At 71.0% G+C, this 26,485-nt stretch carries 24 protein-coding genes; 13 read left to right on the forward strand and 11 right to left on the reverse strand.

Annotated features, from left to right (window positions below):
• Positions 1–86: 86 nt before the first annotated feature.
• Together CRP50_RS16340 and CRP50_RS16345 are read right to left on the reverse strand one after the other, a co-directional pair.
• A complete protein-coding gene (locus CRP50_RS16340; RefSeq protein ID WP_097280246.1) occupies positions 87–815 on the reverse strand; it encodes an SDR family NAD(P)-dependent oxidoreductase in 729 nt (242 codons plus the stop codon).
• A gap of 22 nt (positions 816–837) precedes the next feature.
• The gene (locus CRP50_RS16345; protein ID WP_097280247.1) at positions 838–1,050 is read right to left on the reverse strand and encodes a DUF2256 domain-containing protein; all 213 of its coding nucleotides are present in this window, start codon (positions 1,048–1,050) and stop codon (positions 838–840) included.
• Between the two features lie 341 nt (positions 1,051–1,391).
• On the opposite strand from CRP50_RS16345, the gene CRP50_RS16350 reads away from it, so the two are divergent.
• Positions 1,392–1,727: a hypothetical protein gene (locus CRP50_RS16350; RefSeq protein ID WP_097280248.1), complete on the forward strand. Its 336-nt coding sequence runs from the start codon at positions 1,392–1,394 to the stop codon at positions 1,725–1,727.
• Between the two features lie 71 nt (positions 1,728–1,798).
• Here CRP50_RS16350 and CRP50_RS16355 read toward each other — a convergent pair whose 3' ends face one another.
• On the reverse strand, positions 1,799–2,416 hold the full coding sequence (locus CRP50_RS16355) for a hypothetical protein (RefSeq protein WP_097280399.1): 618 nt from the start codon (positions 2,414–2,416) through the stop codon (positions 1,799–1,801).
• 269 nt (positions 2,417–2,685) lie between these two features.
• Here CRP50_RS16355 and CRP50_RS16360 point away from each other — a divergent pair, with 269 nt between their 5' ends.
• The 9 genes from CRP50_RS16360 (at position 2,686) to CRP50_RS16400 (ending at position 12,917) form a co-directional block, all read left to right on the forward strand.
• Positions 2,686–3,804, forward strand: a complete 1,119-nt coding sequence (locus CRP50_RS16360; RefSeq protein ID WP_097280249.1) for an SDR family NAD(P)-dependent oxidoreductase — start codon at positions 2,686–2,688, stop codon at positions 3,802–3,804.
• Positions 3,801–5,846: an SDR family NAD(P)-dependent oxidoreductase gene (locus tag CRP50_RS16365; RefSeq protein ID WP_097280250.1), complete on the forward strand. Its 2,046-nt coding sequence runs from the start codon at positions 3,801–3,803 to the stop codon at positions 5,844–5,846. Before CRP50_RS16360 ends, CRP50_RS16365 begins: the two co-directional genes overlap by 4 nt.
• Positions 5,843–7,141, forward strand: a complete 1,299-nt coding sequence (locus tag CRP50_RS16370; protein WP_097280251.1) for a TIGR04295 family B12-binding domain-containing radical SAM protein — start codon at positions 5,843–5,845, stop codon at positions 7,139–7,141. Before CRP50_RS16365 ends, CRP50_RS16370 begins: the two co-directional genes overlap by 4 nt.
• Positions 7,138–8,295 (forward strand): glycosyltransferase family 4 protein, encoded by a 1,158-nt coding sequence (locus tag CRP50_RS16375; RefSeq protein ID WP_097280252.1) that lies wholly within the window; start codon positions 7,138–7,140, stop codon positions 8,293–8,295. Before CRP50_RS16370 ends, CRP50_RS16375 begins: the two co-directional genes overlap by 4 nt.
• The gene (locus CRP50_RS16380) at positions 8,292–9,410 is read left to right on the forward strand and encodes a glycosyltransferase family protein (RefSeq protein WP_097280253.1); all 1,119 of its coding nucleotides are present in this window, start codon (positions 8,292–8,294) and stop codon (positions 9,408–9,410) included. The genes CRP50_RS16375 and CRP50_RS16380 overlap by 4 nt, the downstream gene beginning before the upstream one ends.
• 2 nt (positions 9,411–9,412) lie before the next feature.
• On the forward strand, positions 9,413–10,513 hold the full coding sequence (locus CRP50_RS16385) for a glycosyltransferase family protein (protein WP_097280254.1): 1,101 nt from the start codon (positions 9,413–9,415) through the stop codon (positions 10,511–10,513).
• On the forward strand, positions 10,510–11,628 hold the full coding sequence (locus CRP50_RS16390; protein ID WP_097280255.1) for a glycosyltransferase family protein: 1,119 nt from the start codon (positions 10,510–10,512) through the stop codon (positions 11,626–11,628). The genes CRP50_RS16385 and CRP50_RS16390 overlap by 4 nt, the downstream gene beginning before the upstream one ends.
• The gene (locus CRP50_RS16395; protein WP_097280256.1) at positions 11,625–12,419 is read left to right on the forward strand and encodes a TIGR04290 family methyltransferase; all 795 of its coding nucleotides are present in this window, start codon (positions 11,625–11,627) and stop codon (positions 12,417–12,419) included. Before CRP50_RS16390 ends, CRP50_RS16395 begins: the two co-directional genes overlap by 4 nt.
• Before the next feature lie 78 nt (positions 12,420–12,497).
• Positions 12,498–12,917, forward strand: a complete 420-nt coding sequence (locus CRP50_RS16400) for a CBS domain-containing protein (RefSeq protein WP_097280257.1) — start codon at positions 12,498–12,500, stop codon at positions 12,915–12,917.
• 590 nt (positions 12,918–13,507) lie between these two features.
• Here the strand turns inward: CRP50_RS16400 and glpX are convergent.
• The 4 genes from glpX to CRP50_RS16420 form a co-directional block, all read right to left on the reverse strand.
• Positions 13,508–14,515, reverse strand: a complete 1,008-nt coding sequence (glpX, locus tag CRP50_RS16405; RefSeq protein ID WP_097280258.1) for a class II fructose-bisphosphatase — start codon at positions 14,513–14,515, stop codon at positions 13,508–13,510.
• Between the two features lie 65 nt (positions 14,516–14,580).
• A complete protein-coding gene (locus tag CRP50_RS16410; RefSeq protein WP_097280259.1) occupies positions 14,581–15,873 on the reverse strand; it encodes a homoserine dehydrogenase in 1,293 nt (430 codons plus the stop codon).
• Positions 15,870–17,096, reverse strand: coding sequence for an LL-diaminopimelate aminotransferase (locus CRP50_RS16415; protein WP_176525218.1), 1,227 nt, complete (start codon positions 17,094–17,096; stop codon positions 15,870–15,872). The genes CRP50_RS16410 and CRP50_RS16415 overlap by 4 nt, the downstream gene beginning before the upstream one ends.
• 199 nt (positions 17,097–17,295) lie before the next feature.
• Positions 17,296–18,600: an OmpA family protein gene (locus CRP50_RS16420; RefSeq protein WP_097280260.1), complete on the reverse strand. Its 1,305-nt coding sequence runs from the start codon at positions 18,598–18,600 to the stop codon at positions 17,296–17,298.
• 321 nt (positions 18,601–18,921) lie between these two features.
• On the opposite strand from CRP50_RS16420, the gene CRP50_RS16425 reads away from it, so the two are divergent.
• Entirely contained in the window at positions 18,922–20,721 is a 1,800-nt protein-coding gene (locus tag CRP50_RS16425; protein ID WP_097280261.1) for a PHA/PHB synthase family protein, read from the forward strand.
• 91 nt (positions 20,722–20,812) lie between these two features.
• Positions 20,813–22,141, forward strand: coding sequence for a flavin monoamine oxidase family protein (locus CRP50_RS16430; protein ID WP_097280262.1), 1,329 nt, complete (start codon positions 20,813–20,815; stop codon positions 22,139–22,141).
• An 85-nt stretch (positions 22,142–22,226) separates the two neighbouring features.
• On the opposite strand, the gene CRP50_RS16435 is transcribed toward CRP50_RS16430, so the two are convergent.
• From CRP50_RS16435 to CRP50_RS16440, 3 genes are all read right to left on the reverse strand, one after another.
• Positions 22,227–22,919: a PRC-barrel domain-containing protein gene (locus CRP50_RS16435; RefSeq protein WP_097280263.1), complete on the reverse strand. Its 693-nt coding sequence runs from the start codon at positions 22,917–22,919 to the stop codon at positions 22,227–22,229.
• Positions 22,920–23,323: 404 nt separating this feature from the next.
• Positions 23,324–23,497: a hypothetical protein gene (locus CRP50_RS25630; protein ID WP_176525219.1), complete on the reverse strand. Its 174-nt coding sequence runs from the start codon at positions 23,495–23,497 to the stop codon at positions 23,324–23,326.
• 336 nt (positions 23,498–23,833) lie between these two features.
• Positions 23,834–24,430, reverse strand: a complete 597-nt coding sequence (locus CRP50_RS16440) for an MgtC/SapB family protein (RefSeq protein WP_097280264.1) — start codon at positions 24,428–24,430, stop codon at positions 23,834–23,836.
• Between the two features lie 333 nt (positions 24,431–24,763).
• On the opposite strand from CRP50_RS16440, the gene CRP50_RS16445 reads away from it, so the two are divergent.
• Complete coding sequence (locus CRP50_RS16445) at positions 24,764–25,639, forward strand: RibD family protein (protein ID WP_097280265.1); 876 nt, start codon at positions 24,764–24,766, stop codon at positions 25,637–25,639.
• Positions 25,640–25,644: 5 nt separating this feature from the next.
• Here the strand turns inward: CRP50_RS16445 and CRP50_RS16450 are convergent, their stop codons facing one another.
• Positions 25,645–26,484 (reverse strand): alpha/beta hydrolase, encoded by an 840-nt coding sequence (locus tag CRP50_RS16450; RefSeq protein WP_097280266.1) that lies wholly within the window; start codon positions 26,482–26,484, stop codon positions 25,645–25,647.
• Position 26,485: the final 1 nt, after the last annotated feature.

The following is a 26,485-nucleotide window of genomic DNA, read 5'->3' on the forward strand; positions in this document are numbered from 1 at the left end:
CGCCTGTCGAGCGCGGGGTTTGGGCGAAAGCCACCCCGCGCCCGTCGAGCGCGGGGTTTGGGCGGAAGCCGAACTCGATACGCGCCCTACCGCTTGGCCGCCACCACGCCGCGGCCGCCGTCCACCGCCAGCACCTGCCCGGTCACCCAGCCGCTCTCCGGCCCGAGCAGCCAGGCCGCCGCCGCCGCCAGATCGTCGGCGGTGCCGAGGCGGGGAATGGGGTGCAGGGCGGCGATGCCCTTGGCCATGGCCTCGGTGCCGATCAGCGGCTGCGCCATGGCGGTGTCCGACAGGCTGGGGGCGACGGCGTTGATGCGCACCCGCGGCGCCAGTTCGGCGGCGAGGCTCGCCACCAGGCCTTCCACCGCCGCCTTGGCGCTGCCGATGGCAGCATGGGCCGGAAAGCCCGACCGCGCGGCGACGGAGGAGAACAGCACCACCGCCCCGTTCGCCTGCGCCAGGGCCGGCGCCGCCGCCTTCACCGCCAGCGCGGCGCCGAGCACGTTCAGCCGCCACGCCTGCTCGAAATCCGCCGCCGTCGTCTTGGCGAGCGGCTTCAGGACGATGGACCCGATGCAATAGGCGAGCCCGGCCAGCCCCTCGCCCTCCCCCGCCCGTTCCACGGCCGCGCCGAGCGCAGGCTCGTCCAGGGCGTCGGCGACGGCGTAGCCGGCGTGCAGCTCCCGCGCCAGGTCTTCGACCTTCGCCTCGTCGCGGGCGATGAGGAAGACCGGCGTTCCGGCGGCGGCGAGGCGGCGGGCGAGCGCTTCGCCCGTGGCGCCGGTGGCGCCGAGGACGGCGACGGGTGCAGGCATGGCGGCGGACCTTTCCGGTCTGTCAGGGGCGGCGGGGGGATGCGGCGGCGGCGGCGACCGCAGGGGATACGGCCGGACCACCGGCCGCCGCGCCGACGCGCTTGCGATCGCGCCGGCATCTCTCGGAACACCACACGACCTCCGCCCACACCAGCGCCCACTTGCGCCGCCACGCGAACGGACGGCCGCAGGCGGGGCAGGTCTTCATGGGCAAGTGCGGCTTGGCGTGGGCCATGATCGGGCGCTCGCGACGCGAGGGAAGGAAGGAGGGGCGTCACGATCCCCGGCGCCATCCGGCTTCCACATCGTACGCACGGAGGGGTGACGCTCGATGCCGGGTTTGGAAGCCGCCCAGACCGACAGCGTCCGGGGTCGTGACATGACGGTTTACGGGGGTCCGGATGGGCCGGATCACCGGCCGTTCGCACCGCGCCGAAGATTTTTCGCGGCCCGCCGCCCCGGCCCCTGACTCCGCCTTGAAAACACCGCACTTCCACGAGCAAATGAAGCCACGAACACGATTGTTCGTGGTACGCCCGGGGGGCGTACCGGACTGCCCTTTGGGGGATCAGCATCATGCGTAACCTGATTGGTGCCGCCGTCGCCGTACTGGTCGTGGCGGGGTCGGCGCTGCCGGCCGCGGCCGGCTCCTGGACCTTCGGCCTTCTGAACAACACCGGTGAGACCATCACCGGCTTCCGCACCAAGGAAGACGGCGCCTGGAGCGGCAACTGGCTGAACGGCAAGGTGGCGCCGGGCGACGAATTCGAGATGGACTTCGGCACCGCCGAAGGCGAATGCGTCGTCCGCACCCAGGTGACCTTCGCCGACGGCAGCTACTTCGACTACGACGTCGACTACTGCCAGGTGTCCAACCTGTACGTCTACGACCAGGAAATCCGCTGGGATTGATCCGGTCGCCACGGCCGTCCGCGACCCTCGGGTCGCGGGCGGCTTCGCCGTGAGCAGGCCGGCCGCGCGCCCTATTGCGCCGCCTGCGCCGCCTTCTCCTCGGCTTCCTTAAGAAAGACCCAGACCTGCCGTTCCTCCTTGCGCAAGCCCTCCGGCGCGCGATCGGCGTTTGCGTGGGCCGAGGCGCAGGCGGCGGCCAGCTCGCCGATCTCCCAATGGGCGATGACGGCGGGGTGGACGTAGGCCTTGCGGCAGATGGCCTGGGTATTGCGCAGGCGGTCGGCGACCTGCGCCACCGCCGCCTTCAGATGGCTCTGCCGCTCCTTCTTGGTCGTCGCCTCGGGCGCAGCGCACAGGGCATGGTAGGCCATCACCGTCGCCGCCCAGGTGCGGAAGTCCTTGGCCGTGAAGTCGTCGCCCGTGTGGTCGTGCAGGTAGGCATTGACCTCCGCCGAGCCCACCGAATGGCGCGGGTCGGCGCAGATCCAGACGTCGCGGTAGGCCGGTGGCACCGCCAGGGCGTTGCAGCGCGCGATCTCTTCCGGGTCGGTGATGCGGGTGCCGGCGGCATCGTAGAAGGTGAAGCCCTTGCCGCGCCGCCGGCGGCGGATGCCCGGCTCGGTGTCGGAGGAATGGCGCAGGCCGTGACGCTTCAACTCGGGGCCGGAGACGGGACTGGGGTCGGGCATGGACGCAGGCGCCTCCACCACGATGATCGAAACGGGCTTCTTCAAGCCTTCAGAAGCCGGTTTTGCGCTTCTTCTGGCGTCTTTTTCGTGCTTTCCGACAACGGCAATCGATTCGAAGGCGTTGCGATCGGCAGAGGAGCTTCCGCGGCCCTCCCTGCCCCGCCCCGCCGTCTTCCCGTCCGGCCCCAGCCGAAAGGAGAAGATGAACCAGCGGAACCGCCAGCAGAAGGTCCGCGTTGCCTCCCCTGAGCTCAACCTTAGGAGGGGCCATGAGCGGCAAAGTTCTCATTACCGGTGGTGCAGGCTTCATCGGCTCTCATCTTGCCGACGCCTTGCTCGCCGACGGTCATTCGGTGCGCGTCTTCGACAACCTGTCCGAACAGGTCCACGGCCCCGACGCCGGCGTGCCCGACTATCTTTCCCCGGACGTGGACTTCGTGACCGGCGACGTGCGCGACAAGGATGCCTTGCGCGCCGCGCTGGACGGCGTCGACACGGTCTATCATCTGGCCGCCATGGTCGGCGTCGGTCAGAGCATGTACCAGATCGACGACTACACCGCCGTCAACGACCTCGGCACCGCCGTCCTGCTGCAGTGCCTGAGCGAGCGCCCGGTCGGCCGTCTCGTCGTCGCCTCCAGCATGTCCATCTACGGCGAAGGCCTCTACAAGGACTGCTACGGGCGTCTGGTGGACGACGCCAGCCGCGCCGTCGACCATCTCAAGCGCGGCCAGTGGGAGCCCATGGGCCCCGAGGGCCGGCCCTACGAGCCGATCCCGACGCCCGAGAGCAAGCGCCCGGAACTCGCCAGCGTCTATGCGCTCGGCAAGTACGTGCAGGAACGCATGTGCCTGATGGTCGGCCAGGCCTACGGCATTCCCACCACCGCCATGCGCTTCTTCAACGTCTACGGCACCCGTCAGGCGCTGTCGAACCCCTATACCGGCGTGCTCGCGATCTTCGCGAGCCGCCTGCTCAACGGCAAGCCGCCGCGCATCTTCGAGGACGGCAAGCAGCGGCGCGACTTCGTGCATGTGAAGGACGTGGCGCAGGCTTGCCTCGCCGCCATGAAGCGCCCCGAGTCCGCCGGCCACGCCATCAACATCGGCTCCGGCCGGGTCCACACCATCACCGCCATCGCCGAGGCGCTGGGCCGCACCATGGGCTGCGCCGACATCGTGCCGGAGATCACCGGCGAGTACCGCGTCGGCGACATCCGCCACTGCTTCGCCGACATGACCCTGGCCGAGGAGGTTCTCGGCTTCCGCCCGCGCATCGAATTCGAGGACGGGCTCGCCGAGCTGGTGGACTGGGTCGCCGCCCAGACCGCCCAGGACCGGGTGGAGGACGCCGCGCGCGAACTGCGACAGCGGGGGCTGGTGGCATGACCGGCGGGACACCCACCCAGGCCCGCGGCGCCCCGGCGCTCGGGCTCGTCGAATGGCTGCGGCCGGGCGACCACGACCGCGTGGAAGCCCTGCTGGCCGACATGAAGCGGCTCGGCATCGGCCACCTGCGCACCGGCGTCTCGTGGGCCGACTGCTACACCGAAGACGGCCGCGCCTGGTACGGCTGGCTGCTGCGGCGTCTGGCACGCGACGTGGAGGTTTTGCCCTGCGTCACCTACACGCCGCCGTCCATCGCCGAGCAGCCCAGGACCAGCGCCCCGCCGCGCGACCTGAAGGCCTATGCCGACTTCCTCGACGTGCTGGTGACCGAGCACGGCGAGTGCTTCGAGTGGGTCGAACTGTGGAACGAGCCCAACAACCTGAACGACTGGGACTGGCGCCTCGACCCGGCGTGGAACAAGTTCGCCCACATGGTGGTGCTCGCCAGCTGGTGGATGCGCGAGCGCGGCAAGAAGACCGTGCTCGGCGGCATGTGCCCGACCGATCCCAACTGGATGTCCCGCATGCGGGAGCTGGGCGCGCTGGAGGCGGTGGACGCCGTCTCGCTGCACGGCTTCCCCGGCACCTGGACCCATGACGGCAAGGACTGGGGCCGGCATGTGGAGGAGGTGCGCGCCTCGCTGGACGGGATGGACCGGCAGCCCGAGTTCTGGATCACGGAAGCCGGCTATTCCACCTGGCGGCACGACGAGACCAGCCAGGCGGAAGTCTTCCTCGACCTGCTGAAGGCGCCGGTGGAGCGCGCCTACTGGTACGCCTGGTCCGACCTCGACGACCGGCTGGAGAGCCAGGAGGGCTACCACGTCGACGAGCGCCACTACCATTTCGGCCTGCGCACGGCGCAGGGCCGCGAGAAGCTGCTGTTCCGCCTGCTCGCCAAGGGCGGCGTCGACCTGGTGCGCAAGGTGGACGACGAAGCCCACCGCAAGCCCCTGCCCGCCCCCGCCGTGGCGCGCGGAGAGAAGCCGGTGCTGGTCACCGGCGGCGCCGGCTTCCTCGGCTCCAACCTCGCCCACCGGCTGGCGGCGCAGGGCCGCCACGTGCTGCTCTACGACAACCTGAGCCGCGCCGGTGTCGAGGACAATCTGGCCTGGCTGCTGGACGAGCACCCCGACCGCGTCGAGCCCGTCGCCGGCGACATCCGCGACCGCTGGACCGTGCGCGACGTGGTGGCCGAGGCCGGCACCGTGTTCCAGCTGGCCGCCCAGGTGGCCGTCACCACCTCGGTCAACGACCCGCGCGAGGACTTCGACATCAACCTCGGCGGCGTCATGAACGTGCTGGAGGCCGCCCGCGCCGCCAAAGTGCCGCCCAAGCTGGTGTTCGCCTCCACCAACAAGGTCTACGGCGCGCTGTCGTCCATCGAGATGATGGAGGAGAAGACCCGCCACCAGCCGCTGAACCCGCACGTGCGCCGCCACGGCGTGCCGGAGAGCCAGCCGCTCGACCTCTACAGTCCCTATGGCTGTTCCAAGGGCGGCGCCGACCAGTACGTCGTCGACCATGCCCGCATCTTCGGGCTGCCGGCCTGCGTGTTCCGCATGAGCTGCCTCTACGGCCCGCGCCAGTTCGGCACCGAGGACCAGGGCTGGGTTGCCCACTTCATGATCCGCGCCCTGCGCGACGAGCCCATCACCCTCTACGGCGACGGCAAGCAGGTGCGCGACGTGCTGTTCGTCGACGACGTGGTCGACGCCTGGCTGCTGGCCGAGCGCCACATGGACGCCGTGCGCGGCACCGCCTTCAACATCGGCGGCGGCCCGACGAACGCCCTGTCGCTGCTGGAGGCCATCGACCACATCGGCACGCTCGCCGGCCGCCGGCCGGAGGTCGGGTTCGGCGACTGGCGGCCGGGCGATCAGCCCTGGTACGTCAGCGATACCCGCACCTTCGGCGCCATGACCGGCTGGCGCCCCCGCGTCGCCCCGGCGGACGGCTTCCGCCGCCTGCGCGACTGGCTGGTGGCCCAGGGCATGGGCCGCGTCGCCGAAGCTCCCCCGGCCAAGAAGGTGGCTGTATGAAAGTCTGCCTCGTCAATCCGCCGTGGACGTTCGACGGCAGCATCTACTTCGGCTGCCGCGAGCCCCACCTGCCCCTCGAACTGGGCTACGCCAAGGCCCTGCTGGAGCGCGCCGGGCACGAGGCCGTCCTCGTCGACGGCCACCTGGAGGGCCTGAGCCTCGCCGAGGTGCGCGACCGCATCGCCGCCTTCGCGCCCGACATGACGGCGGTGACCACGGCGCCCACCTACCTGTTCTGGCGCTGCGCCCCGCCCGAGCTGCGGGTGCCGCAGGAACTGATCGAGAGCGTGCGCGACGTCGCCGGCGACATCGTGGCGGTCGGCCCGCACGCCTCCACCACGCCGCGGGCGGCGCTCAAGAAGCTCGGCCTCGACACCGTCGTCATGGGCGAGTGCGAGGAGACGCTGGTGCGGCTGGCGAACCGCGAGGACCGCCGTGCCATCCCCGGCGTCGCAATACGCGACCCGGCCATGGAGAGCGGCTTCAAGGTCACCGGCGGCCCGCAGGCGGCCAGGTTCACCGACCTGCCGGCGCTGCGCTGGCCCGACGACTGGGTGCGCCGCCATCGCCACCATCACCACCGCTTCGACGGCGAGCCCACCGGCCCCGGTGCCGAGGTGGAGGCCAGCCGCGGCTGTCCCTTCTCCTGCTCCTTCTGCGCCAAGGAGAACTTCCGCGACAAGTACCGCCGCCGCGACCTCGCGGTGCTGCTGGAGGAGATCGACGGGCTGATCGCCCAGGGTGTCGAATACCTCTACTTCGTCGACGAGATCTTCCTGCCCGACCGTGCCCTGCTGGAGGCCCTGGTGGACCGGCCGGTGAAGTTCGGCATCCAGACGCGCCTCGACCTGTGGAAGTTCGACATGATCGACCTGCTCGGCCGCGCCGGTTGCGTCTCCATCGAGGCGGGGGTGGAGAGCATCACGCCCGAGGGGCGCGCCCTGCTCGACAAGAACTGCAAGCTCGGCACCGACGAACTGACCGAGCGTCTGGTCGCCGCCAAGAAGGTGGTGCCCTTCGTGCAGGCCAACCTCATCGAGCTGCCGACCGACGACGACGCCGAGATCGCCGCCTGGCGCGAGGTGGTGCGCGAGCGCGGCGTGTGGGCCAACGACCCGGTGCCGCTGTTCCCCTATCCGGGCTCGCCCGACTACCGCAAGCTGTTCGGCCTGCCCGACGACCAGGCGTGGGAACGGGCCATGGACTACTACCTGACCCACTACGTCGACTTCAGCGACATCCAGGAGGACAAGCCGCTGCCGCTCGCCGCCCTCGAACGCCGGGCGGCGGAATGAGCGCGGCGGCCGCTCCCCCCGCCCCGCGCTGCGTGCTGATGACCGCCGACACCGTAGGCGGCGTCTGGCATTACGCCCTGGAACTGGCGCGCGGCCTCACCGGCCGCGGCATCGTCGTGGCGCTCGCCACCATGGGCCGGCCGCCGACCCCCGACCAGCGCGCCGCCGCCCGCGCCGTCGACGGGCTGGTGCTGGAGGTCAGCGGCTATGCGCTCGAATGGATGCGCGACCCCTGGGCCGACGTGGAGGCCGCCGGCGACTGGCTGCTGCGGCTGGAAAAGCGCTACCGGCCGCAGATCGTCCACCTGAACGGCTATGCCCACGCCACCCTGCCCTTCGCGGCGCCGGTGCTGGTGGTGGCACATTCCTGCGTGCGCACCTGGTTCCAGGCCGTGAAGGGTGCCGAGCCCGGCGACGAATGGATCCGCTACCGCGCCGAAGTCACCGCCGGCCTGCGCGCCGCCGACCTGGTGGTGGCGCCGACCATGAGCTTCCTCGCCGACATGGCGACGCTATACGGCCCCTTCGGCGAGGCCCGCACCATCCGCAACGGCCGCGACGCCGCCGACTACGACCCGACCCGGCCCAAGGCGCCGCAGGTGCTGGCCGCCGGCCGTGCCTGGGACGAGGCCAAGAAACTGCGCGTGCTGCAATCGGCCGGCCTGCGCGGCCCGTGGCCCATCCGCATCGCCGGCGACGCCCACGGCCCGGAAGGCCGCGCCCAGCCGGTGCCGGGGACCGAGCCCCTCGGCCTGCTCGGGCCGGACCGCCTGCGCGAGGAGATGGCGCGCTCGGCCGTCTTCGCCGCCCCTGCCCTCTATGAGCCCTTCGGCCTGGGCGTGCTGGAGGCGGCCCTGTCGGGCTGCGCGCTCGTGCTGTCCGACATCCGCACCTTCCGCGAGTTGTGGGACGGCGCCGCCGCCTTCTGCCCGCCCGACGATTCCGAGGCCTGGGCGGCCGCCCTCGCCGACCTGGCCGCCGACGACGCCCGGCGCAAGCGGCTCGCCGCCGCCGCCCTGGAGCGCGCCCAGCGCTATTCGGCCGAGGCCATGGTGCGCGGCTACGCCGATGCCTATGCCGACCTGCTGACGGGCGCCGTCGCGCCGCCGCCCGTGGCCGCCCAGCCGTCTCCGACGACGGAGGTTCCTCTGTGAAGTTCGTGCTGTTCTACCACTCCCTTCACTCCGACTGGAACCACGGCAACGCCCACTTCCTGCGCGGCATCGTGCGGGAGCTGCAGGCCGCCGGCCACGAGGTCGCGGTGTGGGAGCCGGCCGACGGCTGGTCGCGCGCCAATCTGGTGGCCGACCACGGCGAGACGGCGCTCGACCGCATCCAGGAGGCCATGCCCGGCCTGCGCTCCACCCTCTACGACCCGGCGGCGCTCGACCTCGACGCCGCCCTCGACGGCGCCGACGTAGTGCTGGTGCACGAGTGGAACGACCCCGCCCTGGTCGCCGCCGTCGGTCGACGCCGCGCCGCCGGCGGGCGCTTCCGCCTGCTGTTCCACGACACTCACCACCGCAGCGTCAGCGCGCCGCAGGAAATGGCCGCCTACGACCTGTCGGCCTACGACGGCGTGCTGGCCTTCGGCGAGGTGATCCGCCGCCTCTACCTCGACAAGGGCTGGGGCCGCCGCGCCTGGACGTGGCACGAGGCCGCCGACACCGCCCTGTTCCACCCGCGCGACGACGTGGCGCCCGAGGGCGACCTGGTGTGGATCGGCAACTGGGGCGACGGCGAGCGGTCGGAGGAACTGGCCCGCTACCTGCTCGCCCCGGTGCAGCGCCTGGGCCTGCAGGCCAAGGTGCACGGCGTGCGCTACCCCGACGAGGCACGCGACGCCCTGGCCGCCGCCGGCATTCCCTACGCCGGCTGGCTGCCCAACCACCGCGCGCCCGAGGTCTTCGCCGCCCACCGGGTGACGGTGCACGTGCCGCGCCGCTACTACACCGAGATCCTGCCCGGCATCCCCACCATCCGCGTCTTCGAGGCGCTGGCCTGCGGCATCCCGTTGGTCTCCGCCCCGTGGGACGACGCCGAGGGCCTGTTCACGCCGGGCGAGGACTACCTGGTCGCCCGCGACGGTGCCGAGATGGAGGCGCACCTGCGCGCCGTGCTGTCCGACCGCGCGCTGGCGGAGTCGCTGCGCGACCGGGGCCTCGCCGCCATCCGTGCCCGCCACACCTGCGCCCACCGCGTCGAGGAGCTGATGGCCGTCCTCGCCGAGCTGGGCCTTTCCGACGCTTCTCCGGCAGAGGTCGCCTGACCATGCATATCGCCTTCTTCGGCTCCAGCATCGTTTCCGCCTACTGGAACGGCGCCGCCACCTATTACCGCGGCATCCTGGGGGCGCTCGCCCGCCGCGGCCACCGCATCACCTTCTACGAGCCGGACGCCTTCGACCGCCAGAAGCACCGCGACATCGAGCCGCCGGAGTGGTGCCGCGTCGTCGTATACAAGCCCTGCGAGGACGCCGCCGCCGCCCAGCTGGAAGACGCCCGCGGCGCCGACCTGGTGGTGAAGGCCTCGGGCGTCGGCGTGCTCGATTCCTTCCTGGAAAAGTCCGTCCTGGCGCTCAAGTCGCCGCGCACCCGCGTGGTGTTCTGGGACGTCGACGCGCCGGCGACGCTGGAGAGCATCCACACCAGCCCCGACGACCGCCTCGGTCCGCTGGTGCCCGACTTCGACATGATCCTCACCTACGGCGGCGGACCGCCGGTGGTGAGCGCCTACGAGGCGCTGGGCGCCAAAGCCTGCGTGCCCATCTACAACGCGCTTGAGCCGGAGACCCATCACCCGGTGCCGCCCGACCCGGCCTTCGCCGCCGACCTGTCGTTCCTCGGCAACCGCCTGCCCGACCGCGAGCGGCGGGTGGAGGAGTTCTTCCTGAAGGCCGCCGCCGGCGTGCCGGGCAAGCGCTTCCTCATGGGTGGATCGGGCTGGGACGACAAGCCCATGCCGGACAACGTGCGCTGGATCGGCCACGTCTATACCCACCAGCACAACGCCTTCAACTGCTCCGCCCGCGCCGTCCTCAACATCACCCGCGACAGCATGGCGCGCACCGGCTTCTCGCCGCCGACGCGGGTGTTCGAGGCCTGCGGTGCCGGCTCGTGCCTGGTCACCGACGCCTGGACCGGCATCGAGCAGTTCCTGGAGCCCGACCGCGAGGTGCTGACGGCCGTCGACGGCGACGCCGTGGCCGCGCACCTCGCCGACCTGTCGCCCGAACGCGCCGCCGCCATCGGCGCCGCCGGCCGGGCGCGGGTGCTCGCCCATCACACCTACGACCACCGCGCGCTGGAGGTGGAGCGGCTGCTGGAAGGCCGCGACACCGGCGCACCCGCCCTGGAGGGCGCCGCCCGATGAGCCTCGACATCGTCATCATCGGCCTGTCCGTCACCTCGTCCTGGGGCAACGGCCACGCCACCACCTACCGCGGCCTCGTGCGCGAACTGGACCGCGCCGGACACCGCGTCACCTTCCTGGAACGCGACGTGCCGTGGTACGCCGCCAACCGCGACATGCCGCACCCCGCGTGGTGCGCGACGCACCTCTACCAGGACCTGGCGGACCTGAAGACCCACGCCGCCACCGTCGGCCGCGCCGATCTGGTGATCGTCGGCTCCTACGTGCCCGACGGGGTGGAGGTCGGCCGCTGGGCGCAGCAGACCGCACGCGGCGTCGTCGCCTTCTACGACATCGACACGCCGGTCACCCTCGCCAAGCTGGCCCGCGGCGACCACGAGTACCTGTCGCCCGAGGTGGTGCGCGGCTACGACCTCTATCTGTCCTTCACCGGCGGCCCGATCCTGCGGCGCATCGAGCAGCAGTACGGCGTGCCGCTGGCCCGCGCGCTGTACTGTTCCGTCGACCCGGACATCTACTACCCCGAACCGAGCGTGAAGCAGTGGTGGGATCTCGGTTACCTCGGCACCTATTCCGACGACCGCCAGCCGACCCTCGACCGCCTGCTCATCGAGCCGGCCCTGCGCGCGCCCGACAGCCGCTTCGTGGTCGCCGGCCCGCAGTACCCGCCGGAAATCGCCTGGCCGGTGAACGTGGAGCGCATCGAGCACTGCCCGCCCATGGAGCATCGGGCCTTCTACAACGCCCAGCGCTTCACCCTCAACGTCACCCGCGCCGACATGATCCGCGCCGGCTGGAGCCCGAGCGTCCGCCTGTTCGAGGCAGCCGCCTGCGGCACGCCCATCGTCTCCGACTGGTGGGAGGGGCTGGACGAACTGTTCGAGCCGGGCCGCGAGATCGTCATCGCCGAGACGCCCGACGACGTCACCCGCCTGCTGCGCCACATCGGCGCCGATGACGCCCGGGCCATGGGCGAGCGGGCGCGCCGCAAGGTGCTGTCGGCCCACACCGCCGCCCATCGCGCCGCCGAACTGGTGGCGGCCTTCGACGAGGCGCTGGCCGCCAAACGGGTGCGCCGCGACGCCGAACCCCTGGCTCAGGAGGTGCGGGCATGACCCACGGCGCCAAGCCCACCGGCCCGACGGTGGAGGATCTGGCGCCGTGGTTCCACAACCTTCATCTGCCCGACGGCCGCCAGACCCGCCCCGACCATCCTTTCGGCGACTTCCCCGCCTGGAAGTGGGCCGAAATCGCGCCGCACCTGCCCGCCGACCTGACGGGCGCCCGCTGCCTCGACATCGGCTGCAATTCCGGGTTCTACAGCTTCGAGCTGGCGCGGCGCGGCGCCACGGTGGTCGGCATCGACATCAACGATCACTTCCTGCGCCAGGCCCGCTGGGCGGCGGGGCACATGGGGCTCGAAGACCGTGTGTCCTTCGAGAACCGCGCCGTCTACGACTACGCCCGCCTGCCGCGGGAGCATTTCGACATCGTGCTGTTCATGGGGGTGTTCTACCACCTGCGCTATCCCATGCTGGCGCTGGACACCCTGCGGCGGCTCGACCCGGACCTGATGGTGTTCCAGACCCTGACGACGCCCGACCCGGACGTCGACCCGCGCGCCATGGACGACATCGGCTTCCAGGAGCGCGAGATCCTCGACCGGCCGGGTTGGCCGCGCCTGGCCTTCATCGAGAACGCGCTGAACGCCGACCCCACCAACTGGTGGGTGCCCAACCACGCCGCCGTCGTCGGCATGTTGCTGGCGGCGGCCTTCCGGGTGACGGCGCGGCCGGGGGCGGAGACCTACCTCTGCCGGCCCATGGCCATCCACTCCGGGTTCTGGCAGCCGGAGGAATTCCAGGGCGCCACCGGCCTCACCGACGAACCGCCGGGAGAACCCTGACCGCCCCGCCGCCGTTCGCAGGGGATGAGGCCGGCCCGTCCGCGGCCGGTTCCCAGACCCGCGTAACGGAGGAAGATCATGGCGCAGCGCGTCAAGGAGATCATGTCCAAGAACGTCCGCCTCGCCGAGCCGGGCATGTCGCTCAAGGAGGTGGCCAACGTGATGAAGCAGTACGACATCGGCATGATGCCGGTGTCCGACAACGGCCGCCTGGTCGGCACCATCACCGACCGCGACATCGTGCTGAACGGCACCGCCAAGGGCCTCGACCCCAACAACACCAAGTGCGTCCAGGCCATGAGCGAAGGCATCGAATACGCCTACGAGGACGACACCATCGCCGAGGCGGCCCGCCTGATGGCCGACCGCCAGATCCGCCGCCTCGCCGTCCTCAACGCCCAGAAGGAACTGGTGGGCCTGGTGGCGACCGCCGACATCGCGACGCACTCGGGGCCCGAAACCACCGACCGCGCCATCGACGGCATCTCGCGAGGGTGAGGGCGGTGCCGAGGCACGGTCCTCCACGGCCACCGTCCGGGGAGCCGTGGATGCGCGGGTCGAGCCCGCGCATGACAAGTGGTTGATTTCGTGAAGAAAAGTGTCATGGCCGGACTTGATCCGGCCATCCACGGCGCCCCCGCCGGTGGCCAGAGGCCCCGTCCTCCACGGCCACCGTCCGCGGGAGCCGTGGATGCGCGGGTCAAGCCCGCGCATGACAAGTGGTTGATTTCGTGAAGAAAATTGTCATGGCCGGACTTGATCCGGCCATCCACGGCGTCACCGCCGGCGGCCAGAGGCTCCGTCCCCCACCGCCGCCGTCCAGGGAGCCGTGGAGGCGCGGGTCAAGCCCGCGCATGACAGGTCACTGATAAGAAAAGAGAAATTGTCATGGCCGGGCTCGACCCGGCCATCCACGGCGCCCCCGCCGACGGCCAGAGGCACCGTCCTCCACGGCCGCCGTCCGCGGGAGCCGTGGAGGCGCGGGTCGAGCCCGCGCATGACAAAGGGCGGAGGGCACGCCCCCGCACGCAAAAGGGCCCGCCGGTTTCCCGGCGGGCCCTTCGCGCGTCGGCGAAACGCCTTGGCGTTTACTCGTCGACCGGTTCGAAGCCCGTCTTGCGGTCGAAGTTGTGGTGCGCCTCGATGTAGCGGACCGTGCCCGACTTGGAGCGCATCACCATGGAATGGGTGACCGCGCCGCCGTGCCAGCGGCGGACACCGCGCAGCATGGCGCCGGTGGTGACGCCGGTGGCGGCGAACATCACGTTGCCCGAGGCGAGGTCCAGCAGCTTGTACTTGCGGTTCAGGTCCTCGATGCCCCAACGCTTGGCGCGGGCGCGCTCGTCGTCGTTGCGGAACAGCAGACGGCCCTGCATCTGGCCGCCGATGCAGCGCAGCGCCGCGGCCGCCAGCACGCCTTCCGGCGCACCGCCCGAGCCCATGTAGATGTCGACGCCCGACTCGGCCTGGGTCGTCGCGATGACGCCCGAGACGTCGCCGTCGCCGATGAGCATGATGCGGGCGCCGGCGGCGCGGACGCGGGAGATCAGCTCCTCGTGGCGCGGGCGGTCGAGGATGCACACCAGCAGGTCGTCGACGTCGGACTTCTTGGCCTTCGCCAGCTCACGCAGGTTCTCTTCCGGCGTCGCGTCCAGGTCGACCACGTCGTCGGGCAGGCCGTTGCCGACGGCGATCTTGTCCATGTAGACGTCGGGCGCGTTCAGGAAGCCGCCCTCTTCCGCCATGGCGATGACGGCCAGCGCGTTGGGGCCGCCCTTGGCGGTGATGGTGGTGCCTTCCAGCGGGTCGAGGGCGATGTCCACCTTGGTGCCGCCGTTGCCGAGGCCGACCTTCTCGCCGATGTAGAGCATGGGCGCCTCGTCGCGCTCACCCTCGCCGATGACGACCGTGCCGTCGATGTTCAGGCTGTTGAGCGCGCGGCGCATGGCGTCGACGGCGGCCTGGTCGGCGGCCTTCTCGTCGCCGCGGCCCATGAGGCGCGAGGCCGACAGGGCGGCCGCCTCGGTGACGCGCACCACCTCGAGCGCCAGGTTGCGCTCGAGAACGTTGTTGAAGCTGCTGGTCTGCTCCGACATGGGGACCTCTAAATGGCTTGAACCAATGGCGGGAATATCCGGTGAATGAACGCTCGGCCGCCGGCTTACAGCTCTTCGATGCGGATGACGTGCGGCGGTTCCACCACCGCGTCGAGCGCCTCGATGCGCTCCAGCGCCTGCCGCAGGGCCGACCCTTCGGTCTCGTAGACGGTCATGACGACCGGCACGATCTCGCCGGGGGAACGGCCGCGCTGCAGGATCTGCTCCATGGACACCTGCGCGTCCCGCAGCGCCGCGGCGATGTCGGCGAACACGCCCGGTACGTCGAGAACCTGCAGGCGGATGTAATACGCGCCGGTCAGCTTATCGAGCGCTCCGACGGTGTGCGCCTTCAGTTCGGCGGCGGGTACCCCGAAGGTGAAGCCGTGCCGCCCGCAGGCGAGGTCGATGACGTCGGCCACCACCGCCGAGGCGGTCGGGCCGGCGCCGGCGCCGCGGCCTTCCAGAACGGTGCGGCCGACGAAGTCGCCCTCCGTCACCACGGCGTTGAACACGCCTTCCACATGGGCGATGGGGCTGGCGATGGGCACCATGGTCGGGTGCACCCGCTGCTCGACGCCGAACTCGGTCTCGCGCGCGATGCCGAGCAGCTTGATGCGGTAGCCGAGCAGCTCGGCATACTCGATGTCGAGCGCGCTGACGTTGCGGATGCCCTGCACGCTGACGGCGCCGAAGTCCACCGGGCTGCCGAAGGCGAGGCTGGTGAGGATCGACAGCTTGTGCGCAGCGTCCACCCCGTCGATGTCGAAGGACGGATCGGCCTCGGCGTAACCCAGCGCCTGCGCCTCTTCCAGCACGTCGGCGAAGTCACGCCCCGTCTCGCGCATGGTGGTGAGGATGTAGTTGCAGGTGCCGTTCAGGATGCCGTAGAGCGAGGTGATGCGGTTGCCCGCCAGACCCTCGCGCAGCGTCTTGATGATGGGGATGCCGCCGGCCACCGCCGCCTCGTAGGCGAGCACGACGCCGGCCTTCTCGGCCTCCAGCGCCAGCTGGGTGCCGTGGTGGGCGAGCATGGCTTTGTTGGCGGTCACCACGTGGCGGCCGCGCGCCATGGCGGCCTGCACGGTGCGCTTGGCGACGCCGTCGGCGCCGCCGATCAGCTCCACCACCACGTCGCAGTCGGCGGTGTCGGCCATTTCGACGGCGTCGTCGAACCAGGTGATGCCGGTCATGTCGAAGCCGCGATCCCGGCCCGCGGTGCGGGCCGAAACGGCGGTGACGGTGACGGGCCGGCCGCAACGGCGGGCGATGAGGTCGGACTGCTCCTGCAGGAGCTTGACGGTACCGGCGCCGACCGTGCCCAGGCCGGCGATGGCGACTTTCAGCGGTTCTCTCACGTTGCGCTCGCCCGTTTCTTTTCGGAGTCTTCCAGGACCTTGTCGTAATTCGACAGGAACATCTTGATGTTGCGCACCGCCTGACGGACGCGGTGCTTGTTCTCGACCAGGCCGATGCGCACATGGCCGTCGCCGTGCTCGCCGAAGCCGAGGCCCGGGGCCACCGCCACCTTCGCTTCCGTCAGCAGCAGCTTGGAGAATTCCACCGAGCCGAGGTGCGCGAAGGCGGGCGGGATGGGCGCCCAGCAGAACATGGTGGCCGGCGGCGCCGGCACCTTCCAGCCGGCGCCGTGCAGCCCTTCGATGAGGACGTCGCGGCGCTCCTTGTAGAGCTGGCGGATCTCGTCGACGCAATCCTGCGGGCCGTTGAGCGCGGCGGCGGCGGCCACCTGCACCGGCGTGAAGGCGCCGTAGTCCAGGTAGCTCTTCACCCGCGCCAGCGCCGACACCAGCTTGCGGTTGCCGCAGGCGAAGCCGATGCGCCAGCCCGGCATGTTGTAGGTCTTGGACATGGACGTGAACTCGATGGCCACGTCGCGGGCGCCCGGAATCTGCAGGATGGACGGCGGCGGGTTGCCGTCGAAGAAGATCTCGGAATAGGCGATGTCCGACAGGATCCAGATGCCGTGGTGGCGGCAGAAGTCCACCACCTGGCCGTAGAAGTCCAGGTCGGCCACGTAGGCGGTCGGGTTCGACGGGTAGTTGATGACCAGCGCGACCGGCTTCGGCACCGAATGGCGCACGGCGCGGTCGAGCGCGGCCAGGAACTCCGGCCCCGGCTCGGCCGGCAGCGAGCGGATGGAGCCGCCGACGATGATGAAGCCGAAGGCGTGGATCGGGTAGCTCGGGTTCGGCGACAGGATGACGTCGCCCGGGCTGGTGATGGCCGACGCGAGGTTGGCGAGGCCTTCCTTGGAGCCCAGCGTGGCGATCACCTCGGTCTCGGGGTCAAGCTGCACGCCGAAGCGGCGCTCGTAATAGGCCGCCTGGGCGCGGCGCAGGCCGGTGATGCCCTTGGAGACGGAGTAGCGATGGGCCCGCGGGTTGCGCGCGGCCTCGCACAGCTTGTCGACGATGTGCGCCGGGGTGGGCTGGTCGGGGTTGCCCATGCCGAAATCGATGATGTCCTCACCGGCGGCGCGAGCTCGGGCCTTCATCGCGTTCACTTCAGCGAAGACGTAAGGCGGCAGCCGCTTAATCCGGTGGAACTCCTGGTCGATCATGGCACTGTCCAAAATGACGTCGACGGCCTTGCAGACGAAGGGGAACGGCACGCGCAGGCGAGCCCGTGGAGGGCCGGGCGCCGAGGCCGGAACGGCCGCCTTCCCCCCGGCCCCTTTCTACAGCCTCGCCCGCATCGGCGCGACTGCTTTCTGTAAGGATTTGCGGGTGCCGCGCGACAGATCGTTGCGTGGCCCGGGATCAGCGGACGAGGTAGATCTCGACCCGCTGGTTGCCCACCTGACCCGACGGCATGACTTCCTGGTACACGGGCTGGCTGGACCCCACCGCGGCGGTCTCCAGCACCTCGTGCGGCACGCCCTCGCGCACCAGCGCCTCGGCCACGGCGTCGGCGCGCGCCACCGAGGTTTCGAAGTTCACCAGCATGTGCCGCTCCTGCGGCATGTCGGCGGTGAACCGCGAGGAATGGCCGACGACGCGCACGAAGCCGCCCTGGCGCGCCTGCAGGTCGGCGACCTGGCGGATCACCTGACGGTCGCGCGCGGTCAGCGCCGTCGAGCCGAAGCCGAAGTGGATGACCGCCGTCGGCGTGCCGGACGGCAGGTTCACGGCGGACCCGGCGCCGGCGGAGCCGTAGCCGTAGCCGCCGCCCACCACCACCGCCGGCTGGGCCCCGCCGACGACGACGGTGCCGCCGTGGCTGGTCACCGCCGGCTGCATGGCGGGCTGCACGATGCCGCCGCCGACCATCACCGGGCCGCCGGCAGGGACGATCCCGCCGGCGCCGATGCTCGGCGCCAGGGGCGCCATGCGGCTGCCGTAGGAGTGACCGCCGTAGGCATGGGCGACGGCGGCGTCGAGGCGGCTGGTGTCGGCCACCAGCGGCGCGGGCGGCGGAACGGGAACGGGAACGGGCACCGGAACGGGCGCCGCCGCCACCTGCGGTTCGGGTTCGGGTTCGGGCGCCGGCTCGGGCGCGGAGTCGGCGGCCAGCACCAGCGGCGTCGGGGCGGGCGTCGATTCGGCGATCACCGGCGAGGCGCCGGAGGGCTTGGCGGCCACGGCGGCGACCGGCGCCGCCTCCACCGGGGCGGTTTCGGCCACCGGCGCGGGGGTCGGAGCCGGAGCGGGGGCCGGAGCGGCGACCGGCTCGGGCGCCGGAGCAGGCGCGGCGGCGGCCTGCGGTGCGGCCTCGACCGGCGCGCTCGACGTCGGCGCCGGCACGGGGGCCGGCTCCGGGACCTTCGCCTCGGCGGGGGCGTCCTCCAACGGGCGCACGGTGGTGACCGGGCGGCGGCGGATGCTCTCGTCGTAGCGGGCGTTGCCGGAATCGCCGATCAGGCCCTCGCTCACCGGGCCGATGTCGCGCCGCTCTGCGGCTTCGGCGGCCGCGGCGGGCTCGGCGGCGGCGGGCTGATCGGACGAATCTTCACCAAACATGGAACAAGACGCCACGATGGACATTCCCACCAGCAGCGCCCCGGCCTTCAGGCCGCGACGGGCCCCCGACTTCACCGCTGCCTCTACCTTCTGCCGATCCACCATGACGTCTCCGAACCCTCGCTTGCCGCTGCGGCAACAATTCGTTCAACAAACGCGACTTTATGTCTGCCCGCTCCGTCACTACAGTGATGCGGCGCGGCTGCCGACGGTCGGTCGCGCGGCGAGTATACAGGGCCGTAGGCGTCTCGCCCAGCCCGGCCTTGCGGTGCCGGCAGGGACACTTCCGAGTTAGAACAATGGACAAGGCAAGCCGATCTCTCTAGCCTCTGCGAAATACCCACAAGCGGAGAACCGGCAAGCCCCGTCTTCCCGACAGCACCCACCCTCCAGGTTTCCAGGGACGGTTCCACGAAGGACTGCACGATGGCCGACAATCAGGACCCCGATTTGAAGATGCCCGACCCCGCCGAGCTCACCAAAGCGATGACCGGCATCGCGGAACGCAGCCAGCGGCTGGTTTCGGACTTCCTCGCCCGGCAGGCGCAGAACCCCGAGGTGCAGGTCAGCGACCCGCTGAACCTGGGCCAGGCCTTCCTGGAAATGACCACCCGCCTCATGGCCGACCCGACCAAGCTGGTCGAGGCGCAGATGACGCTGTGGCAGAACTACATGCAGCTGTGGACCAACACGGCCCGCCGCATGATGGGGGAAAAGACCGATCCGGTGGTGACGCCGGAACCGGGCGACCGCCGCTTCAAGGACGAGACCTGGCAGGACAACGAAGTCTTCGACTTCATCAAGCAGTCCTACCTGCTGTCGTCGCGCTTCGTGCAGGACGTCGTCAGCCAGACCGACGGCATGGACGAGCACACGCGCAAGAAGCTCGACTTCTTCGCCAAGCAGTACGTCGACGCCATGGCGCCCACCAACTTCGCCATGACCAACCCGGAAGTGCTGCGCGCCACCGTGGAAAGCGGCGGCGAGAACCTGGTGAAGGGCCTCGAGCACCTGCTGGAAGACCTGGAGCGCGGCCACGGCCGGCTGCGCATCTCCATGACCGACGAGAAGGCCTTCACGGTCGGCGAGAACGTCGCCGCGACGCCGGGCCAGGTGGTCTTCCAGAACGACCTGATGCAGCTGATCCAGTACACCCCGACCACCGAGAAGGTGCGCGAGGTGCCGCTGGTGATCGTGCCGCCGTGGATCAACAAGTTCTACATCCTCGACCTGCGGCCGAAGAACAGCTTCATCAAGTGGTGCGTCGACCAGGGCCACACCGTCTTCGTCATCAGCTGGGTCAACCCCGACGAGAAGCTGGCCCAGAAGTCCTTCGAGGACTACATGCAGGAAGGCACGCTGACCGCCATCGAGCAGGCCAAGATCCAGACCGGCGCGCCGAAGGTGAACATGGTCGGCTACTGCCTGGGCGGCACCCTGCTGGCCTCCACCCTCGCCTACCTGACCGCCAAGGGCGAGGCCGACCAGGTCGCCTCCTCCACCTTCCTGACCACGCTGACCGACTTCGAGAAGGCCGGCGACCTGAAGGTGTTCATCGACGAGGACCAGCTGAAGAGCCTGGAAACCAAGATGGACGAGGCCGGCTACCTGGACGGCGCCGACATGGCGACCACGTTCAACATGCTGCGCGCCAACGACCTGATCTGGTCCTTCGTCATCAACAACTACCTGCTGGGCAAGGACCCCTTCCCCTTCGACCTGCTGTACTGGAACAGCGACAGCACCCGCATGCCCGCCGCCATGCACAAGTTCTACCTGCGCAAGATGTACCTGGAGAACAAGCTGCGCGAACCGGGCGGCGTCGAGCTGTGCGGCACCCCCATCGACCTGTCGGCGGTGAAGACCCCCGTCTACATGCTGTCGACGCGGGAAGACCACATCGCGCCGTGGGTCGCCACCTACGAGCTGATGAACAAGGTTTCCGGCAAAGCCAAGTTCGTGCTGTCGGCCTCCGGCCACATCGCGGGCGTCGTCAACCCGCCGGCGGCCAACAAGTACTGCTACTGGACCAACAACCGGAAGGCCAAGACGCCGGACACCTGGCTGAAGGGCGCCGAGCAGCACGAAGGCTCGTGGTGGACCGACTGGGACGCCTGGGTGAAGCCCTTCGGCGGCAAGGAGATCGAGCCGCGCGACCCCGCCAAGGGCAAGCTCGAGGCCATCGAGCCGGCCCCGGGGTCCTACGTGAAGGCCCGCGCCGTCTGACGGGCGCGGCCGGTCGCGAGTGCAAGCGCAACGGGGACGGTCGCTCGGCCGTCCCCGTTGGCGTCGGTGGAGCAGAAAAGGAAGCCCGTCCATGACCAGCGCCCTCTCGCGGCGACACCTCCTCGGCGCCGCCGGTGCGGCCTCCGCAGCGCTTCTGCTCGGCCGCTCGCGAGCGGCGCGGGCGGCGGAGGTGGACGTCGTGGTGGTCGGTGCCGGCTGCGCCGGCCTCGCCGCCGCCGGCGCCCTCGTCGACGCCGGACTGACGGTCACGGTGATCGAGGCGCGCGACCGCATCGGCGGCCGGGCGGTGACCGAGCCGCTGTTCGGCACCCCCATGGACCTCGGCGCCGGCTGGCTGCATTCCTCCGACCGCAACCCGCTGACGCCGCTGGCGCGGGCGAGCGGCTTCACCGTGGTGCGCGACCCGCAGGACTACGAAGTCTGGCTGCCGCGCCGCGGCTTCCTCGACGCCGACGGCCTGAGCGCCTTCGAGGACATCCTCGACGCCACCGGCGAGGCCCTCTCCACCCTCGCCGCCGACCAGGGCGACCTGGCCGCCGCCGCCCTGCCCAAGCCGGCCGGCGACAGCGAGCGGCTCGCCCGGCATCTGCTCGGCCCGCTGGAGCAAGGCGTGCCGTTCGAGGCGATCTCGGCCGCCGACTACGACAGCCAGATCGCGACGGGCGAGGAGAGCTTCGTCGCCGAAGGGCTCGGCACCCTGGTCGCGACCCTCGGTGCGGGCATCGCCGTGCGCCTGAACACGGCGGCAGTCGCCATCGACTGGTCGGGCGCCGGCGTCGCCGTCGAGACCACCGCCGGCACCCTGCGGGGCCGCGCCGTGCTGGTGACCGTGCCGGTCGGCGTGCTGAGCGCCGGGCGCATCCGCTTCACCCCCGCCCTGCCCGACGACACGGCGCGCGCCATCGGCGGCCTGAGCATGGGGCTACTGAACAAGGTGGTGCTGCAGGTGCCCGGCAATCCGCTCGACATGGACCCATTCGACCAGTTGCACGCCCTGCTGCCCGACGGCGGCACGCTGGACCTGGTGCACCGCCCGTTCGGCAGCGACCTGATCCTCGCCCTGCTCGGCGGCACCGAGGCGTGGGACCTGGAGAAGGCCGGCGAGCGCGCCGCCATCGACCTGGTGACCGAGCGGCTGGTGACGGTCTACGGGTCGGATGCCCGCGGCATGGTCAAGGCCGGCCGCGCCACCGCCTGGGGGCAGGACCAGCTCACCCTCGGCGCCTATTCGGCGGCCCTGCCCGGCCAGCAGACGGCACGGGCGGCCCTGGCGACGCCGGTGGGCGAGCGGGTGTTCTTCGCCGGCGAGGCCTGCGAGCCCGAATGGGCGACGCAGGTGCCCGGCGCCTGGCTCACCGGCCGCAAAGCGGCGTCGGCCATCATCGACGCCCTGGCCTGATCGGCACCTCCCCTCCTCCGAGCATAGAAAAAGGCCCGCGCGGTGCGGGCCTCCTCCTTCATGCGGTGCGGTGTGGCGCCGTCGCTTACTGCGACTGGCCCTCCTGCTGGCTGCCCTCGTAGCGCGGCAGTTCGGAAATCTGCTGCTTGCTCATGGGCACCTGCACCTGCTCGCCGTTCATCTGCAGCTGGTCGGCCGAGATGACGTACTGCTTTTCGCCGATGCCGAGCACGCCGCCGCGTTCGATGACCACCTGCGGCGAGCCGCTGCCCTGGGCCGGCAGAACCTCGGCGATCTCGCCGGCCTCGTTGCCTTCCTGGTCGTAGATTTCCTTGCCGACCAGGGCCTCCAGCTCCTGCGCGCTCATGCCGGCCTGCTGCTGGCTCTGGGGCTCGGTCTGGGTGCCGGTCTGGGTCTGGGCCGTCGTCTCCTTTTCCTTCATGATGACGTCGGCGTTGTCGGACTGCTGCACCTGCACGTCGGGCTTGCCCTGCTCGACCTCGACCTCCGGCTTCGGCTGGTCGACGGTCACCTGCGGTTCGGGCGTTTCCACCTTCACCTTGGGCTCGGGGTCGACGACCGTCACGGTCGGAGCCGGCTGCGTGACGGTGACGTCGGGCGCGCCCTGGTCGACCTTCACCTCGGTGCCCGGGTCTTTCTGGGCCGTCTGCTCCTGCCCGGTCTGTTTGCCCGTCGTCTCCGGCTGGCTCTGGGCCATGGCGGGGGCGGCGAGACCGAAGGCGGCGATGACGGCGGCGCTGGCGACCATCTTCTTCATGACGGCTCTCCTGTTGTCGTGTCCGGGACCCCACCGCTGTGGACGGGGTGTGTGCCGGACCAACGCCGCCGCGCCTCGCCCGTTCCCGGTTTCCATTATGGCCGGAGCCACCCTTTACTGTTGGGCGATCAGACACCGCCAGATGCAACCTGCGTCGTGACGGACGTGCATGAAACGATCCTCAATGGGCATCGCCTCTTCCTTTGAGTTCGTTTGATCCACGACTACGTTTTCAACCAATCGGGAGCCCGACCATGTTCAAGTTCCTGCGCAATGTCGCCCTGCTGCGGATCGTCCAGCGCGCCCTGCGCCGTCGCCGCCGCTGAGGCGCCTCCCCATCCCCTGACGAGAAACGCCCCGGGACGATGCCCCGGGGCGTTTTCTCTTGCGCGTGCGCCTGGCGATCACAGGCGATCGCTCATCTCGATCTCGCCCGGCTTGGCGTAGCCCTCGGCGACGGCGATGGCGGCCGCCTTCAGGGTGTAGAGTTCCAGGCCTTCGACGCTGTCCGGGCGGTGGACGGTCCGCTCCAGACGTCCGATGCGCGAAAGGAGACGGTTGTAATCCCGGTGGGTCATGACTTGCCTCCTGAGTTTCGACCAGATCCCAGGGCGCCTAATGCGCTCTGTTTTGCCGGATCAACGACGATGCGGCCTTTGGTGTTGCAATTGATCCTACGCAACCCGTCCGCCCTTGGACCACGGGCGCCGCACGATCTCCGCCCCGCCCGCCGTGCGGCCGGCACAAAAAAGACCCGGACGCCGCGCAAAAGGACGTCCGGGCCCAGGGTACAGGGAGGGGCCCCTCCGGGGGGTAGAGGGGCGCAAGAAGCGTCCGAGCAGGGGTACGAAATCGGCACACTTCGCACCACCTACGCTGGCCCTTCGGGCGGGGTTCGTGCCGTCACGGATTTTTTACCGCGGCACCGACTGGTCCTCCGGCGGCCGCAGCAGGTCGGCGCGTTGTCCGCCGCCGTCGCCCGGCTCGCCCCCGGGCGACCGTTCTTCGTCGGCGTCCACCCCGTCGTGGCGCCGGCGGGTCATGGGTTCGACCACCAGCGTCTCGAACCAGTTGACCGCCACCAGCACCACCAGCCCGAGGCCGGTGCACAACGCGGCGATGCTCAGGTGGCCGGTGCCGCAGGCGACGCCGATGGCGCCGGCCAGCCAGATGGAGGCGCCGGTGGTCATGCCCGCCACCTTGCCGCCCGACTGCTGGATGATGGTGCCGGCGCCCAGGAAGGCGACGCCCGTGACCACCGCCTCCACCACGCGCACCGGATCGGGCTGGCCGCCCTCTTCCACGGCGTCCATGAACATCTCGCGCGCCAGCACGCCGAAGGTGGCGGCGGCGAGCGAGACCATGATGTGGGTGCGCAGGCCGGCCGGCTTCTGCAGCCACTCGCGGTTGAGCCCGATGGCGCCGCCGAGCACCAGGGCGGCCGCCAGCCGCACGGCGATGTCCTCGAAGGGCAGATGCGTCTCGAGCGACGCCTGAAGGATCTCGTTCATGGCGCGGCGTCCTTCTTCGTCCGGTGGAGAAGCCAACGCCGCCTGCTCGCGCCACGTTCCGCGCCCCGCCGGGCGGCCGACGCCGTCCATGGGCAACGGTGCCGCCGTCCTCGCGTTTTTCGGACAACCGTCGTCCCCTGCGAGGAGAGCTGCCATGCGGCCCGACGAAAGAACCGCGACGCGCAAGCCGCGACGCTGGATGGTCGGCCGCGCCACCCGGCCCGCCGCGCACTGACACATCCGCCGGCGCCCAGGCGGCGTAGAAGTACCCGAGGAACCCGCGCCGCCCGGCCTGTGTTCCTCTTCCAGGGAGACGGGAGGAGGATGCCACGCATGGTTCTCGATGCCGACGCGGCCTGGCGGCTGGTGCTGGCGCTGCGCGACCGGCCCTGCGACCGCCACACGGCGGCCGACTTGACGGTCCGCCCCGACGGCGGCTGGACCGCGCCGGAGCCACCTGTGCCCGAGGTACGGGCGCTGCTCGACCTCTACCTGCCGCTGGCGGCCTCCGGGACCTGGGTGCTCGGTCACCTCGGGCAGAGCCTGGACGGCCGCATCGCCTGCGAGAGCGGCCATTCGGCGGCGCTCAACGACGACCCCAACCTCGATCACCTGCACCGCCTGCGGGCGCTGGCCGACGCCGTGGTGGTGGGCGCCGGCACCGCGCGGGCCGACGACCCGCGCCTGACCACCCGCCGCGTCGCCGGCACCTCGCCGGTGCGGGTGGTGCTGGCCGGCGCCCGGCCGCTCGCCCCTGGCCTGCGCCTGTTCACCGACGGCGCGGCGCCGACGCTGGTGATCCGCACCGCCGCCGCCGCGCCCTGCCCGCCCGGCGTTCCCTGCGTGACCGTCGACGCCGGCCCCGACGGGGCTCCGGCGCCCGCGGCCGTCTGCGCCGCCCTGGCCCGCCGTGGCCTGCGGCGGGTGTTCGTGGAAGGCGGCGGGCGGACCGTCTCCGCCTTCTTCGAGGCCGGTGTACTGGACCGCCTGCAGATCTGCGTCGCGCCGTTGCTCATCGGCGCCGGGGTGCCCGCCATGACCCTGCCGCCCGTCGCCGCCCTCGGCGACGCGGTGCGCCTGGACGGCCGCTGGCTACCCATGGGGCGCGACATGCTGTTCGATTGCGTGTTGCGGCAGGACGGCCCGGCAGCGGCCGAAGACGGCGCCGACGACGAGCGCCGCGGCTTGGCCGACCGCGTCGGGGTCTGAACGGGTCAGGCGCTTTCGCGCCGCCTCGTCACCTCGTCCACCCAGGCGGCGATGCGCTCGCCGGCGCCGTAGTCGTAGAGATTGGCGTGCAAAGCACCGGGGTAGACGTGCAGCCGTTTCGGCTCGCTGGCCTTGGCGTAGAGGGCGCGGGCCATCTCCACCGGCACCAGATCGTCGTCCTCGCCGTGCAGCAGGAACACCGGGCAGCGGATGCGGCCGATCTTGGCCAGCGTCTCGAAGCGGTCGCGGGTCAGGCGGTGCACCGGCAGCCAGGGGTACTGCCGCTTGCCGACGGCGGGGATGGACACGAAGGCCGCCTCCAGCACCAGGGCGGCGGGCGGGTGCTCCAGCGCCAGTTGGGCGGCGACGCCGGAACCCAGGCTCTCGCCGTGGATGACCAGCCGGTCCTCGACCACGCCCTCCTGCGCCAGCACGAAGCGGCGGGCGGCGCGGGCGTCGGCGTAGAGGCCCTGTTCGGTCGGCGAGCCGGGATTGCCGCCGTATCCGCGGTAGTCGAACAGCAGCAGGCCCATGCCGGCCTCGCGGCAGGCCGCCGCCTTGAAGGCGCAGTCGGCCAGGTTGCCGGCGTTGCCGTGGCAGTAGAGCACGACGGGACGCTCGGGCGCGGCCGGCGGCAGCCACCAGGCGTTCAGGGCGAGCCCGTCCTCGGCGGTCAGCGTCACCACCCGCATGTCGGGCACGCCGGCCGCCGCCGGATCGGGCTGCGTCGTCGTGGGGGCGTAGAGCAGCGCCCGCTGGCGCAGGTACATGTAGGCGACGGCACCGGCGTACATCACCAGCACCGCCACCAGGGCCCACAGGATGGTGTTGAGCAGGATGGTCACG

It is taken from the genome of Caenispirillum bisanense (assembly GCF_900230255.1).
Classification (GTDB): domain Bacteria; phylum Pseudomonadota; class Alphaproteobacteria; order Rhodospirillales; family Rhodospirillaceae; genus Caenispirillum; species Caenispirillum bisanense_A.